This window comes from Campylobacter majalis (assembly GCF_905120465.1).
Taxonomy (GTDB): Bacteria; Campylobacterota; Campylobacteria; order Campylobacterales; family Campylobacteraceae; genus Campylobacter_A; species Campylobacter_A majalis.
The window spans coordinates 1-15739 of sequence record NZ_CAJHOF010000024.1 but is presented as its reverse complement, the minus strand read 5'-3'; the positions used below and the strand labels follow the sequence as shown (position 1 = coordinate 15739).

Below are 15739 nucleotides of genomic sequence, written 5' to 3'. Positions count from 1 at the left end.
AGAGTGATGATTTGATTTGGGCGCCTATTGTGGCTATTGCTGGACTATCATCATACTTGAATGCTCCAGATGTAAATGAACAACCAAAAAATGGAGTAGTTATTGACAACCCGACACTCTTAGCTGTAGGTGGTGGAGTTACTGCAAATATCGCAACAAAAGAGCTTTCAAGTCTAATACTAAGCCAAACAGCACAAGCTAGTGTAAAAGCTGGATTGATTGGAGGTGGGGTGGATGCTGGTATGCAGATAGGGGGGCAAGCCTATGATAAAGCAATAGATGGTGTTGAATTTAAAAATGTTCTAGATGCTAGCAAACAAATTCTAGATAATGCAAATAGTATTAAATTTAGTGATTTTAGTATAAATCCATATAGTATTTTATATTCTTCCATAGCAACTGCAACCACTATACCGACTGCGACTCGTTCTATTAAGAGTATCATGTATTCAAGCAATGCCAAGAAAGAATTAAAAAGGCAGCTGGAGACAACTACTTCTAAAGTTAGGCAAGAAAAAATCAACCAAAGCATAAATAAACACAATAGAAATATGATGGATAATTTTATCTTTCAAGGAACTAGTATTGGAATAAAAGTTATTATAAAAGATAATATCGTTTATGAAGGTAATGCAAATGAATAATTTTTTTGGACGAGTTGCTGAAATTGCAATGATGGGGGATTATCCATTTTTGCACTGGATAATATTTGATACTATAGGATTAATGTGTTTAAAAATTTTAACAGAAATACTAATTTTAGATGCATATTTTTTCATCAAACACTCACTTGCTAGAACATTTAGAAATTTTGTTTTTATAATATTTTTCCTAACATGCTTTTTTATATTATGTTATATCTTATTCAGGTTGTTCTTATATAAAAGCAATGGTTTTTTATTATATGTTGCTATTTTTTCACTTATTTTGACTGCGTATATTTTTTTAAAAACAATATATATTTCGATTAAAACTTTGCCAAAATCAAACGATAATTTACAAAATAAAAAACAACATAAACAAAAGCAATCTAAGCCTAAAACAAATAATGTTAACAAAACAAAAAATAATACAAAAGCAAAAGATATAATGCTAAAAATAAATAAGCACAAAAGAAAAAATAATGTCTCTAAAAATATAACACATAGTCCAAAACATGATAAAAATACTATCTAAAATTTTACTTATCATAACCATAATATCATATGTTCTAATCGCCAACATCAACTCAAACACTGCCACCATCTTAAATGCTACTAATACGCATGAAAGCTACAGCATAGATAAAAAAACCAGTGTTAGTATAGAGCTCATATAGGCGATATCTTAAAAGATGCCAAAAGCGGAAAAAGTATATGAAAATGGAATAGAAAAAGGTATTATATATACAGCAAAATGAAAAAATAAAGAAAGTTTTAATCTTAGAAATTTTTCTACAAGTAGTTTAAAAGATGGTAGTAAGCCGCAATGGACTATAGATGTACCATGATATAAAGCCAAAAATGGCAAACCAATATACAGGGAGTTGAAATTTGAATAATAAAATTTATGAAATAGTTGATTTAAAATTATATGAAATTTACTATGGATCTTTTGGTTGTTCTTGTTTGATTGTTTTTAGCAATGAAGAATATGAATTTGATACGATAGAGGAAGATATAGAAGCTTTTTTGTATCTTTTTAAGCGTTTAGTAGATGAAGGATTAATCCTTGTTCACGCACCAATAAACGGCGAACCAGAAAAGGAAATCCAAGGAGATAAATTTTGGGATGTGAGTTCTGATAGAATGATAGAGTATATTAGAAGTGTGTTACCTAGCGACCCAAAATTTCTTTGGGGTGGCTTGGATGATAAAGATGATGAATGGAGCAAATTTTGGTATTACGACTGTCCTACAATTCGCTGGGTAGATAAAGAAACAGGACAGATTTACTAATAAAAGAATTTAAATACAAATTTTTATAAAAGGAACTAAATTTAATGAAATTTATAAACCAACTAATTACTCTTTTTATTTCATTAAATTTAATCATTTCTCAAGCTCTTTTTGCAAATTTGTCGCCCAATCTAAATTTAAATATATGCAAAAACAAACAAATTCTATCATCACAAATTATAAGAATTTAACTGTCACATTAACAAGTAAAATGGAAATTTCAGCTTAGTAGCATTTTGCCAAACTTGTATCCTTAGCATAGCACAATAATCAGATCTTTTAAAATCTGATTATTTTATTACTATTTCATTCATCTGCAAATCATAGTCGTTTTGTGCCTGATTATACATATTTTCAATGCTAACGGCTGGCATTTGACACTTGCCGCTTAGCACAACACGCATAGGTGTGTATAGTGTGGCTGTTTGATTGTTTGCTATGTTAAAAAAGCTAAGCACTCTATCATCTTTGATGATTTGATGAGTTGTATTTAGCGTATTTGTTGTTTTTTGTGTTCGCATATCGCCTTGTAAATTTTCATTAACTACTTCAAAGCATGGGCTAATTATCTCATTTATCACGCCTACTTCTATGTTGTCTTTGCTTGAAATTTCAAGCTTTGAGTATATTAACTCGTTTATTTTTAGGTTATTTATGTCTATATCTTTGCCGTCCTTGTCAATATATGTGCGGTATATGTTTAGGGGTTTTGCACTGTCATTTTTATGATTTATTTTTGGTGTGATGTAGGCATTTGATATGTAGCTTGCAAACATCTCAGCATTGCTAAATAAAACAAACTCGCCATTTTTTGGTGTAAATACGTGTGTTTTGTTTGTATCTAACGTATGGCTTTGTTCATTGTAAATTAGCTTGAAATTTTTTATTTTTTGCTCATTTTTAAAATACGAGTTAAACGCACGAAGTATAAAGGCTTTTTCTTGTGTTGAGTTTGTGCTGTTTGTTTGTTTTAAAAGTTCGTTTGCTAATGTATCTGAAAAGTCGCTTTTTTCAAAGCTTATAGCGTGTAGATATAATACAAAGGCTTTATCTCTAAGCATTGAGCTGAAGTTTTTATTGTCGATATTTAGTTGTAATTTTTTAGCATCATTCGCTACTTTTTTAGCCTCTGCTTCTAGTCCAGCATTTTTTAGTGTAGCTGCCAACAAGTAGCTTCTAAGCTGCGATTTTGTGTGTATTTTGCTATCAAATAACGCATTTAGGGTAGAGATTTTAAGTGCATTGTGGCGACTTAACACGTATGCGGCATATAGGGCATTAAATTCATTAAAAATATCGGCTTGTAGCCTACTATTTATCGCCTTTATGCTATCTTTAAGCTCTGCACTAAATCCAGCTTTAGTGATGTCGCTTAGCACATCAACAGCGTATATGAAGCTAAAATCATCAACATAGCTAAACGCACCCCAGTATCCTATCTCGCCCTTTTCATTTTTCATTTTTTCTATATCTTTTATACCTAGTTCGATGAAATTTTGTCTATCATCTTGCTCGTATTTATTTTTATTGTTTGCATAAAGTAGGGCAAGTAGCCTAGAGCTTCGTTGTTCTGCACATCCGTAAGGGTATATGATGAGATCTTTATTTATCGCATTTAGTAGCGAAAGCGGACTTGATGATACGTTTAAGCTTACATTTTCATAGCCGTTTGGTAGTTTTATGCTTTTGCTTCCCTTTACACTTAGGCTTTTTGCGTGAGTGCTGATTGGATGTGGGTTTATGATGTCTAGTTTGTTTTCGTTTGTGTATTCGTCGTTGTTTAGGCTGATTTTGTAGGTCGCTTTTGCGTTATTTTTGGCGGTTAAAACCATGTTTATATTTGTGTTTTCATTTGGTTTTAGCGTTAATGTTTCTTTGTTAAGTTTGATGTTTAAATTTTCACTTGACTTTACACTTATGCTTACATTTTTGTCTTCATTTGTTGTATTTATAAGCCTTAAGTTTGCATTTATCTCATCACCTTTAAGCATATAAAGTAGTTGCGTAGGTTTTATGATAATGTCATCTTTTATGGTTATTTCACTACTTGCCGTGCCAAAACCGCTTTCATTTGCTACGATAGCATCTATGCGAATGCTTGAGTTAAAAGCATTTGGCGTTTTAAAGTTATAATTTATCTCGCCATTTTCATCAGCCTTTAATCGTATCATTTTTACGTATGTTTGAACATTTTTTGTATCAACCGGACTTTCGTGTTTGCTCATCATTGCCATTCTTAGCATATCTCCGCCAAAGCTTAGTGTCTTGCCATTTGCTTTATATCCGCTTAAATGAGAGTATATATCATAATCAAACACGCCGTCATTTAGTTTTTTGTTAAAAAAACTAAGCGGATCTGGCTTTGATTGAGAGATTATGTTAAGAACGCCAATATCTGCTATAAACAGTGCTACATCGGTATTTGGTATAGTTTTTAAATTTATGTTTATGTTTTGATTTGATTTTGCTGTTTTTGGTGAGTTAAGCTGCACTTTTATCTCTTTGTTATCCATTTTGGCATCCGCATATACTTTCGCAAAGCTTCTAAATACATGGCTTTTGTTGTCTGCTATCTTGTAAATACTAGCAGATATGTATGCGCCGTTAAAGTCAAAATTTATAGGAAATTTTACACTTGCTGAGTGGTTTTTAATGGCTACTAATTTATATGCTTTTATGCCGTTTGCTTCTAGTGTAATTAGTCCAAGACCATCTTTTATAACTGACGTTATATCGGCATTTATGGTGTCGCCTTCTTTATAGCTTTTAGCATCTAGTTTGATATTTGCACTGCTAAGTTTATGAGTTGGAGTTGTGTAGCCGTAGTCATATCCACTCACGCTTATATCAATGCTAGCACTTGCACCACTTTGCATGTGCGTTGCTATGATGCTATACTCTCCGCTATTTGCTAAGGTGTAGTCAAATTTATTGTTTGTGGATATAAACTCATCAATTTTTTCTAACGTCTTAAACCAGCTTGCTTTGTAGTTTGCATCCATGTTGTATTGCCATGTTAGGCGGTTTATTTCGTATTTGATTGTGGCATTTTGTTCGCTTTTGTCTTTGCTATCTAAAACCACTGAGTTAATTGTGATTTTTTCATTTGGTTCGATAAAATTTTTGCTTACATTTATGCCTACTATGTTTTTATATGGATATAGTTTTGCTGTTTTGGCGGTGCTTACCATGTTGCCATCATCATTTGCTTCGTAGGTTAGAGTTAGGTTTAGTATGCTTTTTGCACCATTTTGTGTTTTTAGCATAAATGATACATTTGATGTGCCATTTTTATCTAAATTTATGCTTTTTATTTGAGAAAATGCATTTATGTTTTTTACGTAATCGTTGCTAAATTTATAATTTTTATAGTTTTCGTTTGTATATTCAGCATCGCTGATATTTAGTATCGCTTCGCCACTTATATCGCTGGCAATACCGCCAAATAGATAGTGTGAGCCAAGCTTTGCAGTTAAAATTTCGCCATTTTGATACTCGTCTTTAAGTCCTAAAATTTCATTTTTTACGCGTGTTGGCACGAAGCTTTCTATATAAAAACTTTTATTTTTTATGATTTTATTTGCATGAATTATGCTTAGCTCGAACGTTCCTGTTAAGTTGGAGTTTATTTTTTTATCTATGCTTATTATGCCAAGCTCATCTGTTTTGGTTAAAATTTTATCTATTTTTTTGCCTCGCGGATCGGTGATGATTAATTTTATAGGGGTACTTTTTATCGGTTTGAAATTCGCATCTTTTAGGTATATTGCAGCTTTTATCTCTTCATTTGGTCTTATGAGAGAGCTAGCAAAATACACATACGCATCGATTATATCGCTATCTTGTTTTATTTTGTAGTAGGCATTTTCGTTTAGTTTGTCATCTTGATTTAATATGATAAAATTTTGCTCATCACCCAAGCTTACTACAACAGAAGCTGCGTGTTTGTAAATTTCATCGCTTTTGTATGTATATACACCCTCATCATTTGTAGCACCAGTGGATAAAAGCTCATTTTTATTTGAGTAAATTTTAACATTTGCACCACTTAGCATTGCATTTTGACTAAGTCTATTTGCAAATACAAAAATTTCATCTCGTGCTAATTTTACGTTGATTGCTATGTCACTTAGATAGATATTTTTGCTTATTATCTTATCGTTATCATAGTGCAAGTTTAGCTTATATACTCCGTCTTTGACGTTTTTAAAATTTAGCTTTATTTTGTGCTCGCTTATCTTATTTTTAGTTGTGTTTAGTTCAAATTCTTTTGTGGCTACTTCGTTTGTTAGATGATTTAAGCTACCATTGTTTAAATTTAAAAAATATCTGTAATTTTCATCGCTTAGTTGCTCTAAACTTGCTTTTATTTTTTTTACATTCGTGCTTTTTATGCCTATTTCGCCAAGACTTGAAATATATGGCTTTTCATCGACAAACAATACAAACGGCTCATAATCAGTTGTTGTTATTTCAAACTCATATTTTTGCTTTGTAGCAGTGTAGTAATCGCCAAAACCTTGTAAAATTTCGACTTTATATTTGCTTTGTGGTTTTAACTCTGTGCTTGATATATCTATGGCGTATGCACCCGGACTATCTTGCATATAGCCCACATAATCACTTTGTGAGATGTCAAATCTGTTTATGTTTGAAATTTTAATATATTTTTTTAAATTTTTGTTGTCATACAGCCAGTCGTTTAGGTATATTCGTATGCCAAGAAGCCCGTTTTCAAGCCCTATTGGCTCGACTTTTATAATTGGTAAAGTTTTTGCTTTTTTTATGTTTTGATTAAACTCATATTCATTTATGATATCTTTTTGATATACTAAACTAAACTCTTCGTTTAATGTGGCATTAAACTCACTTTTAAAATCTTTTGGTAGGTAAAATTTTGGATTTTGTAAGTTGTTTGATAGAGTTATTAAAAAGTCTGTATTTGTTAATTTTTTTGTTTTAAATTTTGTATTTTCAATGATTAGTTTTTTGTCTATCTCGTCTATGCTTACTTCGTCAAAAAAGCTTAAAATATATCTATTATCATCGTTTTTTGTGATGCTTTTTACGCCAAAATCTCTGGAGCTAAAGGATATTTCGCTGTTGTTTAATTTGCATTTGTATAAAAATCCAGCATGTAAATTTTGAGTATAAAAAATTAGCGAGTTGTTTGTGTATTCAACAGCTCCTTGTATATTTGGATAGCAAGAAAATGGCTGTTTGTCGGTGATTGAGTTTATTTTTTCAGCTGGGGTATTATTGGTGTAAAAAATTAGTGCTTGTTCGTTTTCTGTATCTACTTCACCACTAAAAGTAAATGCTAAAATTTTAGCAAAAAATACCACCAAAATTAAAAAAACTCTCATCTTAAACTCCTAATTTGTATATTTACTTCGCTTTGATTTGAACCATCATCTAGGCACTTTATGCTATGTTTGCCATGGGTTAAATCTATAAAAATATCATCGCCATTTTTGGCTGTAAAATACTCATCTTGATCTATTTTTATATAGACATCATCGCCCATAAATGCGTGACATTTTATCATAATTTTGCTTATTGGGTGCTCTGAAAGTATGATTTGATCTTGCTTTATATGTGTTATTTGTGGTTTTGATGATGCTAAAATTTCGCTACATTTGCTATTTTTTAACTCATCTTGCGTTATTATCGCATTTTTAAGCATGAAGTTTAGCTCTTGCGCTGATATTAATTCGCATCGATTTTTTTGCATTACGCCAACGATATGCTCATCAATTTGCTCATTTTTGCACTCTTTTGCGACAAATGCATCTAGACACGTTGGCATTGTAATTATGCCATTTGGTCTTTTTATAAAGCTCTGTTTTGATCTCATATCAAGCAGTTTAAACATCTCAAAAACTACTTTTGAAGCGTCGTTTAATCCGGTTAATTTATCTGTTGATTCTGAGTTAAAATTTCCTATCCAAACAGCGATTGTGTAGTTTTGATTTACCCCTATTGCCCACAGGTCTTTATGTAGATAGCTTGTGCCAGTTTTAAATGCTATTTTTGGCGAGTTTTTGGCGTATTTGTATGCTTGAAGCAGGTGCGAACGTGCTGCTTCGCTCATTGCTTTTGCACTTAGATACGCACTTGCATTAGAGATTAATTGGATGCTGTTTTTTTGATTATTTAGTGTTTTACCAGCTATGTTTAGTGGTTTTAACATCCCATCGTTTGCATAAATAGTATATAAATGAGCTAGATTTACAAGGCTTAACTCAGCACTTCCTAAAGCGATACTTGCACCATAAAAGTCTTTATTTTCACTAATTAAATCAAGCGAGTATAGCATCTCATAAAGCGAGTTTTTCTCTAGTTTTTGGTTTAAATTTACAAATGGTATATTAAGGCTTAATGCTAAGGCATCAGTAGCATTTACAATGCCGTTAAAGCTATTTAAGAAATTTTGCGGAGTGTAGTTTGATATGGAAATTTCAGTATCTATAAGCTCGGATTTTGGCGTGATTAGTCCGTGATCTAATGCCAAGGAGTAAATAAATGGCTTTAATGTGCTTCCTGTATTTCGTCTCATATTTAGTGCGTTATTTTGCCCATTTTTAGCGTTTTGATCATGTGAGCCCATGAAGCTTATGACTTGCATTTTTTGATTGTCAATTATGATAGCTGCGGCGTTATTTGCGTTTTTGCTTTTTAAGTTTTGCATGGTTTTATTTAGTATAGTTTGCATTGTGTTTTGTATGTCTAAATCCAAAGCAGTTTTGCTTTGGTTGTTTTGTATGGCGATATCGCAGTAGTTTGGTGCGATATTTGGCAGGGGTAAGCGAGTATTTTGCACACTTTCTGCTTTTGCACGTAGGTATTGATTTTTATCTAGTATTTTTAGCTCATAAAGCTCTTTTAACAAGCGGTTTTTTACATTTTTTATGTCTGAAATTTTATCTAGGCGATTTTTATTTGGATTTTTGGGTATCGTGCTAAGAAGTGCGATTTGCGAGTAGCTTAAGCTCTCAAGCTCTTTGTTAAAATAAATTTTTGCTGCACTTTTTACACCATAGATATTTCCGCCATAAGGCGCTAGATTAAAATACATGGTTAAAATTTCATCTTTGCTATAATGCCACTCAAGCTGAATTGCTATGAAAATTTCTTTGATTTTATTTATATAGGTTCTTTTGTTTTGATTTAGCATTCTAGCTACTTGCATTGTGATGGTTGATGCACCTATGCGATTTTTGTGTGTGAGATTGTGAAAAGTTGCACGCATTATTGAGAGTGGATTTATACCAAAATGATAGTAAAAATATCTATCTTCATATGCGATTACACTTTGTTTTAAAATTTGTGGTATTTGCGTGGTTGGTAGAAAAATTTGCGAGTTTTTGTTTAATCTTATGGTTAAAATTTCGCCGTTTTTGGCATATACTACCGGACTTGGTTCGTGCATTGTTATTTTAAGCATGAAAATTTTATCAAGTATTAAAAACATAACAAACAAAAGCAAAATAAACATCGATAAAAGTCTAAATTTCATTGAAATTTCACGCTCCAAAAAGCCTAATTATACTATAAAAATAATTTGATATAATCACAAATTTTTAAAATCAAAATATAGTTAAGTTACGCAAGGAGCATGTTTGCCACTATCAAAATTAAACAACGAGCAATACTCAGCCGCAACGGCAGCTTTTGGATACAATCTAGTAATCGCTTCGGCTGGAACCGGCAAAACAAGCACAATTGTAGCCAGAATAGCACATTTGCTAAACTTAGGCACAAAGCCTGAAAATATCATGCTCTTAACCTTTACAAATAAAGCAGCAACTGAGATGATAGATAGGCTAAATCGCTTTTTTGATAAAAAAATTACTTCAAAAATTACCGCCGGCACATTTCATGCTGTCTCTTACACTTTGCTTAAAAAACTTGGTAAAAATGTGGTTTTAAAACAGCCAAGTGAGCTAAAAACTCTACTTAAAAGTTTAGTTGAAAGACGTAAATTTAATCATTTAAGTGATGTTAAGCCTTATGGTGGAGCGTATTTGTATGATGTGTATTCACTGTATCAAAACACTCAGCTTGATGAAGACTTTTATACATATTTTTGTAAAAATAACGGCGATCAGGCTGTATATGCTGAAATTTATGATGATGTTTTGAAGGAATTTGAGATAGAAAAAGAGAAATTTGGCTATGTTGATTTTAATGATTTGCTTATAAAAATGCGTGAAATTTTAAAATCTGGCACCGATGTGAGATTTGATGAAATTTTAATTGACGAGTATCAAGATACAAATACTTTACAAGGCTCATTAATTGACGCATTTAATACAAAAAGCCTGTTTTGTGTGGGGGATTTTGATCAAAGTATTTATGCATTTAATGGTGCAAATATCGAGATAATTGGCTCATTTAAACAGCGTTTTGAAAATGCAAAAATCTATGCTTTAAATGTCAATTATCGCTCTAGCTCATCTATTTTAGCCTTAGCAAACAAGGTCATTCAAAACAATCCTCGTTTGTATCCTAAAAATCTAGTTGTTAGTCGCGAAGGCAAGTTTAAATCGCCATCTCTTTTGGTTTATAACGAGCTATTTGATCAATACGTAAGCATAGCCGATATCATCTCACTAAGCCCTTATAAGCGTGAAGATATAGCTATAATTTTTCGCAATAACTCATCTGCTGATGGCTTAGAGCTAGCTTTAAAAGAGCGTAATATAGCCTCAAAACGTAAAGGCGGAATTAGCTTTTTTGAGAGTAGGGAGGTAAAGGCTATAATTGATTTGCTTGGAATTTTTATAAACCCAAAAGACATTATGGCGTTTATTCACGTTTTAGAATACGCAAAAGGCGTAGGAAGTGCAATGAGTAAAGAGTTGTTTGATGATTTGCTAAAGCTTGGGCATGGAAGCGTTGTTTATGGTTTGATTTCGCCTGATATGAGTGTGAGTTTAAAAAAGGCAAAAAAGCAAAATATCCAACTTGGATTGTTTGATGATATAGATGATTTTGGTGAAATTTCAAAATTTAAAGCACTTGATTTTAGTGAGCAATTTCACTCTCATCCTATTTTAAAAAAAGAAAAACTAAGTGAAAATGGTGCGATATTTTTATATGAAATATATAATTTAATCAATAATTTAAGATTGATAAAATATCCAGCTCAAGCCATAAATGAGATCAAAAATAGCAAAATTTTTGCTTATATTGTTGATATTTTAGCCACCAAACGAGCCACGCTTAAAAATGGAAATGTCGATATGAGCTTAAAAAATGAAGCAAATGAACGCATCATGCGTAAGGCACAACTACTTGCTGATATATCACGAAATTACAGCGATATTGAGAAATTTTATAACTTTATAGCACTTGGAAGTGGCGAGATGAGCGAGGGCGAGGGGGTTAGTTTGCTTAGTGTTCATGCTAGTAAGGGGCTTGAGTTTTCGCAGGTTTTTGTTGTTGATTTAGCTCAAAATCGCTTTCCAAATTTAAAACTCATGGCAATGGGTGGTAGTTTAGAAGAAGAGAGACGACTGTTTTATGTCGCGGTAACTAGAGCCAAAGATGAACTTTATTTAAGTTATGCTAAGTTTGACAAAGTAAAAAAAGTAAATTACCAGCCAAGTTGCTTTTTAGTAGAGGCTGGTATGGCAAAAGCAGGTAGTGTTGTTTAAAATTTATTTAATGCGTTAAAAAATACTTTTTTATCTCATTTATGTTTGAAGTTTTACTTAGTGCAAGTGAAAGAAGTATCCTTGATTTTTGTGGATTTAGCGTGTTTGATGTGATAAAATTTTCATACTCTTTAGTGATTAATCCGCTTATTGTGTTTGCTGATACGACGATTATGACGCCATTTTTGGCTAAAATTTCAAGTTTATTTTTAACATTTTCTGGAAGGGTTGCATTTGCATAGCCTATCACGACTAGCCCTTTTACATCGCTTTTTATGTTAAAAATTTCATCATCCATGCCAGGATAAATATAAATAATTTGCGTTTTTATAAACTCTTTTGTATTTACTAGACGTGATTTAAGCTGTTTTGTTTGAGTGTAAAAATTTACCTCTCCATAGTTTATAACGCCGATTTTGCCAAAGTTTGGCGATACAAATGCGTTAATATTTGTTGAGTGGATTTTAATGACATCTTTTGCAGAGTGAATTTCATCGTTTATAGCTATCATCACGCCACTACTTTTTTCATGCATGGCCAGACAAACGCTGTTGTATAAATTTAACTCGCCATCGCTACTAGCTGATGAGCTATTTCTCATGGCTCCGGTTATAATAATTGGCTTATTTGTATCTAGAACCAAGCTTAAAAAATATGCTGTCTCACACATGGTATCTGTGCCATGCGTGATTACTATAGCGTCATTTGTTTTTATAGTTTTGCAAACACAATCAGCTAGATTAAGCCAAAAATTTACATCCGCATCTTTTGAGTCGATTTGTGAAAATTTCACACCTGAGATTTGTGCTTTGGTTGAAATTTCATACGGTAAAATTTCAACCAAAGCAACATCGCTAATGCTATAGTTTTTGTCGTATTTATCGCTAGATTTACTAGCTATTGTTCCGCCTGTTTGTATGATTGCTATTTTTTTCATAAATCTCCGTTTATATAATTGTTCTAGTTAAAAACATATAAAATGCAGTTGATGTTACTATGCTAAGTAGGGCATTGCGAAATTTTAAATGTATAATTATGAGCGTTAATATAGCTATCGCCTCGTTTGCTCCGTATGGATAGACGTGAAGCTTTGTATCTTTTAGTGCATAAAAGACTAAAATTACCATTATCATTATACCCATATGCTTTTGTATAGCTTTTAGATAGGCGTTTTGTTTGTAGGTTTTTATCAGATAAAATGGAAAAGCCCTAGTTAAAAATGTAGCAAATGCAGATAGCAAAACAGCCATAAAAAGCACTAATTCAGATGAGTTTATGTCTATCATAGCCTATCCTTAAATGCCAGTATAAATACCACGCAAAACATCATTGAACCAACTAGTAAAATTTTATCAGGCAAGAATGCCACGCTTAAAATACTAATCAAACACGCCACGCTAAGCACGGCTAAGTTTTTTTCTACTTTAAACATCTCAATTACGATAACTAAAAATAGTGCCGTTAAGCTAAACTCAAGTCCGCTCATATCTACGCTTATAAAACCAGCCGCTAAACAGCCAACCATGCTTCCGATAAGCCAGTAAAGCCATGATAAGAAATTTATCATCGCAAAAACTCGCCCACGCTCATTTTTGTTGCTTATATTTAGTGTTTTAAATGTCGCAAAGGTCTCATCTGTGAGTGTTGCGATATTATAAAGGCGGTATTTTATGCCTTCATACTCTTTTAAAAGTGTTAATCCATAAAATGTATGGCGTAGATTTATAAGATACGATACTATAAAAACTTCAGCAAAGTTTGTGCCAACGCTAAAAAATGATAACATCATAAACTGAGCTGCACCGCCGTAAGCTAAAGCGGATAAAGCAATGGCTATAAACGCACTAACTTCAAGCGTATTTGCGACTATGCCATAAGCCACGCCAAGTGGGAAATACCCCATAAATATCGCAATAGTAAGAGAGAAAATTTCACTAAATTTCATATTTTACCTAATAAAAAACCAAAATTATAGTGAAATTTTGCTTAATTCATAGCGGAGAAAAGCTATCTTTTAAGCGTTTTAGCTTTTCGTTATCGCGCTTTGTCTTTTGCGAAGTCGAAAAATACAAAATATCAACAACCCAAATAAACAAAATAAAAGCAATTATAACAAGCATATATAGCATTTTAACTACCTTTTTAAGCCATTTACTATCTCTAGCATTGCATCACTTGTTGTGATGCCCTTTGAGTTTGCCTCGTATGCTCTTTGCCCAGTGATAAGATCAGTCATTTCTTCGACTAGTTGGACGTTACTCATCTCGACAAATCCCTGTCTAATCGTGCCAAGTCCATCAAGTCCAGCCACGCCAACTACCACATCGCCACTAGCTCCAGTTGCTAGATAGTTATTATCTCCCATTGAGTGAAGTCCGGACGGATTGATGAAATTTGCTAGTTCTATCTGTCCTATTTGATTCATCTCTGTCTCTCCAGCTTGTAGTACAGATACGGTTCCGTCAATGCCGATTGAGATTTGCGTTGCATTTGCTGGAACTACTATTTGTGGGATTAGCTGATAGCCGTCTGAATTTACAACTGTGCCGTTTGCGTCAAGTTTAAAAGCACCGTTTCTAGTGTATGCTGTCGTGCCATCAGGAAGCTGTATCTGGAAAAAGCCATCTCCAGCGATAACCATGTCAAGATTGTTGCTAGTTTCTCTAAAATATCCTTGAGTGAAAATTTTATTAATTGCCGTTGGACGCACACCAAGACCCACTTCTATGCCTGTTGGGCTAGTTGTAGTTTGACTTGTAGCAGTTCCCGCATACTCCATTGTCTGATACATCAAATCAGCAAATTCCGCTCTATTTTTCTTAAATCCAAAAGTATTTACGTTTGCGATGTTGTGTGATGTTACATCGATTTGTGTTTGTTGTGCTATCATACCTGTGGCCGAGGTATAAAGTGATCTCATCATGATTTATCCTTTTTAATCTCTTTGTCTTTTACATTTTGTTGTAAAATTTGTCTAACTAGCTTAACTTAAAGCCAAATTAGCTCTTTTTAGCCTAACTGATTTAATTATTAGCAAAGACTAAAACCGCCTAGTTGATGTTTTAACCCTTGCTAGTGTGAAAATAATTTTCTTAATTTAATATTACAAATAACGCCCCTGTTTTATTGAAATTTATCATTTTATGCTCTTGTTGCTGCTAATTTTGTAATTGCATCGTTATTTAGCTCTTCCATGTGCGATGTCATTACCTTTTGATACATTTCTACCATTCTTTGTGTTTGGATTAATCCTACCATTTCTGTTACGGTATTTACGTTTGATATCTGCACAAAGCCCTGAAGCACGACGTTTGATTCGGCTATGTCTTGAATGTCGTCTAAATTTTTAAGCTCGTATAAATTATCTCCAAAACGCTCTAAATCCCTAACGTCTCTTGGTTTTGCTATATAAAACCTGCCTATTTCATTGATCTCTTCTGGATTGTTTATATCATGTGTGTATAAATTTCCATTTTTGTCAGCGTTTAAGCTTACACCTTGTGGGATTTGTATGCCACGCACTGCAATTGGCTGAGTGGGATAGTTATTTGGTAGCACTCTATAGCCCTCTTTTGATACGATATATCCTTCGCTATCTAGGCTAAATGCACCGTTTTTGCTTAGTTTTACGCCACTTGGTGTATCTAGTAAAAAAAACAAGTCATCTTGTTTTAGTACAAAATCAAAGGCATTTGAGCTAGTTTTTAAACCACCTTCGCTAAAATCGGTATATTGCTCTACCACTCGTGGCACTCTATCGATTGCTCTATTTAGATATTTTGCTGCATCTTTTGTATGATTTTTTAGTGGCAACTCATCATACGTTTGTTTAAAAATTCTCTCAAAATCGCCAATAACCACATCATCTCTTTTGTAGCCAATGGTATTTATATTAGCTAGGTTATTTGTGATGACATTTAATCTATTAAACTGCGTTATCATTGCTCCTGTGGCTTGATAGTATCCATTTTGCATTATATTAAACCTTAAATTTAATGATTGTTTTTAGTTTAAGCAAAATGTGTTCCAAAATTTTTATATTTAAAAAATATATTTTTTGTTTATAAATAATTAAAATTTTACATTTTATATTAATTTTAGTTTTAAATTTTAAATATTTTATAAATTTTTTAGAATTTA

Annotated in this window: 13 protein-coding genes; 5 read left to right on the top strand and 8 right to left on the bottom strand. The window is 32.6% G+C overall.

The genetic code is table 11. The annotated features are described in order from the left end of the window. From LQU93_RS09190 to LQU93_RS09175, 4 genes are all read left to right on the top strand, one after another. A partial coding sequence (locus LQU93_RS09190) for a hypothetical protein (RefSeq protein ID WP_229933593.1) occupies positions 1-644 on the top strand: 644 nt, incomplete at its 5' end. Continuing rightward, entirely contained in the window at positions 637-1176 is a 540-nt protein-coding gene (locus LQU93_RS09185) for a hypothetical protein (RefSeq protein WP_229933592.1), read from the top strand. The genes LQU93_RS09190 and LQU93_RS09185, both read left to right, overlap by 8 nt. Then, positions 1157-1318: a hypothetical protein gene (locus tag LQU93_RS09180; protein WP_229933591.1), complete on the top strand. Its 162-nt coding sequence runs from the start codon at positions 1157-1159 to the stop codon at positions 1316-1318. Before LQU93_RS09185 ends, LQU93_RS09180 begins: the two co-directional genes overlap by 20 nt. A 214-nt stretch (positions 1319-1532) precedes the next feature. Then, positions 1533-1937 carry a hypothetical protein gene (locus tag LQU93_RS09175; RefSeq protein WP_229933590.1) on the top strand — a complete coding sequence of 135 codons (405 nt, stop codon included), beginning with the start codon at positions 1533-1535 and terminating at the stop codon, positions 1935-1937. A 290-nt stretch (positions 1938-2227) separates the two neighbouring features. On the opposite strand, the gene LQU93_RS09170 is transcribed toward LQU93_RS09175, so the two are convergent. Together LQU93_RS09170 and pbpC are read right to left on the bottom strand one after the other, a co-directional pair. Continuing rightward, positions 2228-7303, bottom strand: coding sequence for an alpha-2-macroglobulin family protein (locus LQU93_RS09170; RefSeq protein WP_229933589.1), 5076 nt, complete (start codon positions 7301-7303; stop codon positions 2228-2230). Further along, positions 7300-9474 carry a penicillin-binding protein 1C gene (gene pbpC, locus LQU93_RS09165; protein WP_229933588.1) on the bottom strand — a complete coding sequence of 725 codons (2175 nt, stop codon included), beginning with the start codon at positions 9472-9474 and terminating at the stop codon, positions 7300-7302. The genes LQU93_RS09170 and pbpC overlap by 4 nt, the downstream gene beginning before the upstream one ends. A gap of 85 nt (positions 9475-9559) precedes the next feature. On the opposite strand from pbpC, the gene LQU93_RS09160 reads away from it, so the two are divergent. Then, on the top strand, positions 9560-11599 hold the full coding sequence (locus LQU93_RS09160; RefSeq protein WP_229933587.1) for an ATP-dependent helicase: 2040 nt from the start codon (positions 9560-9562) through the stop codon (positions 11597-11599). 7 nt (positions 11600-11606) lie between these two features. Here LQU93_RS09160 and LQU93_RS09155 read toward each other — a convergent pair whose 3' ends face one another. The 6 genes from LQU93_RS09155 to LQU93_RS09130 form a co-directional block, all read right to left on the bottom strand. Then, positions 11607-12536, bottom strand: a complete 930-nt coding sequence (locus tag LQU93_RS09155; RefSeq protein ID WP_229933586.1) for an asparaginase — start codon at positions 12534-12536, stop codon at positions 11607-11609. A gap of 10 nt (positions 12537-12546) precedes the next feature. After that, the gene (locus tag LQU93_RS09150; protein WP_229933585.1) at positions 12547-12885 is read right to left on the bottom strand and encodes a branched-chain amino acid transporter permease; all 339 of its coding nucleotides are present in this window, start codon (positions 12883-12885) and stop codon (positions 12547-12549) included. Further along, a complete protein-coding gene (locus LQU93_RS09145; RefSeq protein WP_229933584.1) occupies positions 12882-13544 on the bottom strand; it encodes an AzlC family ABC transporter permease in 663 nt (220 codons plus the stop codon). The genes LQU93_RS09150 and LQU93_RS09145 overlap by 4 nt, the downstream gene beginning before the upstream one ends. A 46-nt stretch (positions 13545-13590) precedes the next feature. Further along, positions 13591-13728 carry a hypothetical protein gene (locus LQU93_RS09140; RefSeq protein ID WP_229933583.1) on the bottom strand — a complete coding sequence of 46 codons (138 nt, stop codon included), beginning with the start codon at positions 13726-13728 and terminating at the stop codon, positions 13591-13593. A gap of 5 nt (positions 13729-13733) precedes the next feature. After that, positions 13734-14522, bottom strand: a complete 789-nt coding sequence (flgG, locus tag LQU93_RS09135) for a flagellar basal-body rod protein FlgG (RefSeq protein WP_229933582.1) — start codon at positions 14520-14522, stop codon at positions 13734-13736. A gap of 218 nt (positions 14523-14740) precedes the next feature. Next, positions 14741-15574, bottom strand: a complete 834-nt coding sequence (locus tag LQU93_RS09130) for a flagellar hook-basal body protein (RefSeq protein WP_229933581.1) — start codon at positions 15572-15574, stop codon at positions 14741-14743. Positions 15575-15739 lie beyond the last annotated feature (165 nt).

Coding starts and splice junctions, on each gene's coding strand:
- LQU93_RS09185 (WP_229933592.1), top strand. CDS start 637: ATGAATAATTTTTTTGGACGAGTTGCTGAAATTGCAATGATGGGGGAT.
- LQU93_RS09180 (WP_229933591.1), top strand. CDS start 1,157: ATGATAAAAATACTATCTAAAATTTTACTTATCATAACCATAATATCA.
- LQU93_RS09170 (WP_229933589.1), bottom strand. CDS start 7,303: ATGAGAGTTTTTTTAATTTTGGTGGTATTTTTTGCTAAAATTTTAGCA.
- LQU93_RS09155 (WP_229933586.1), bottom strand. CDS start 12,536: ATGAAAAAAATAGCAATCATACAAACAGGCGGAACAATAGCTAGTAAA.
- LQU93_RS09150 (WP_229933585.1), bottom strand. CDS start 12,885: ATGATAGACATAAACTCATCTGAATTAGTGCTTTTTATGGCTGTTTTG.
- LQU93_RS09145 (WP_229933584.1), bottom strand. CDS start 13,544: ATGAAATTTAGTGAAATTTTCTCTCTTACTATTGCGATATTTATGGGG.
- LQU93_RS09140 (WP_229933583.1), bottom strand. CDS start 13,728: ATGCTATATATGCTTGTTATAATTGCTTTTATTTTGTTTATTTGGGTT.
- flgG (WP_229933582.1), bottom strand. CDS start 14,522: ATGATGAGATCACTTTATACCTCGGCCACAGGTATGATAGCACAACAA.
- LQU93_RS09130 (WP_229933581.1), bottom strand. CDS start 15,574: ATGCAAAATGGATACTATCAAGCCACAGGAGCAATGATAACGCAGTTT.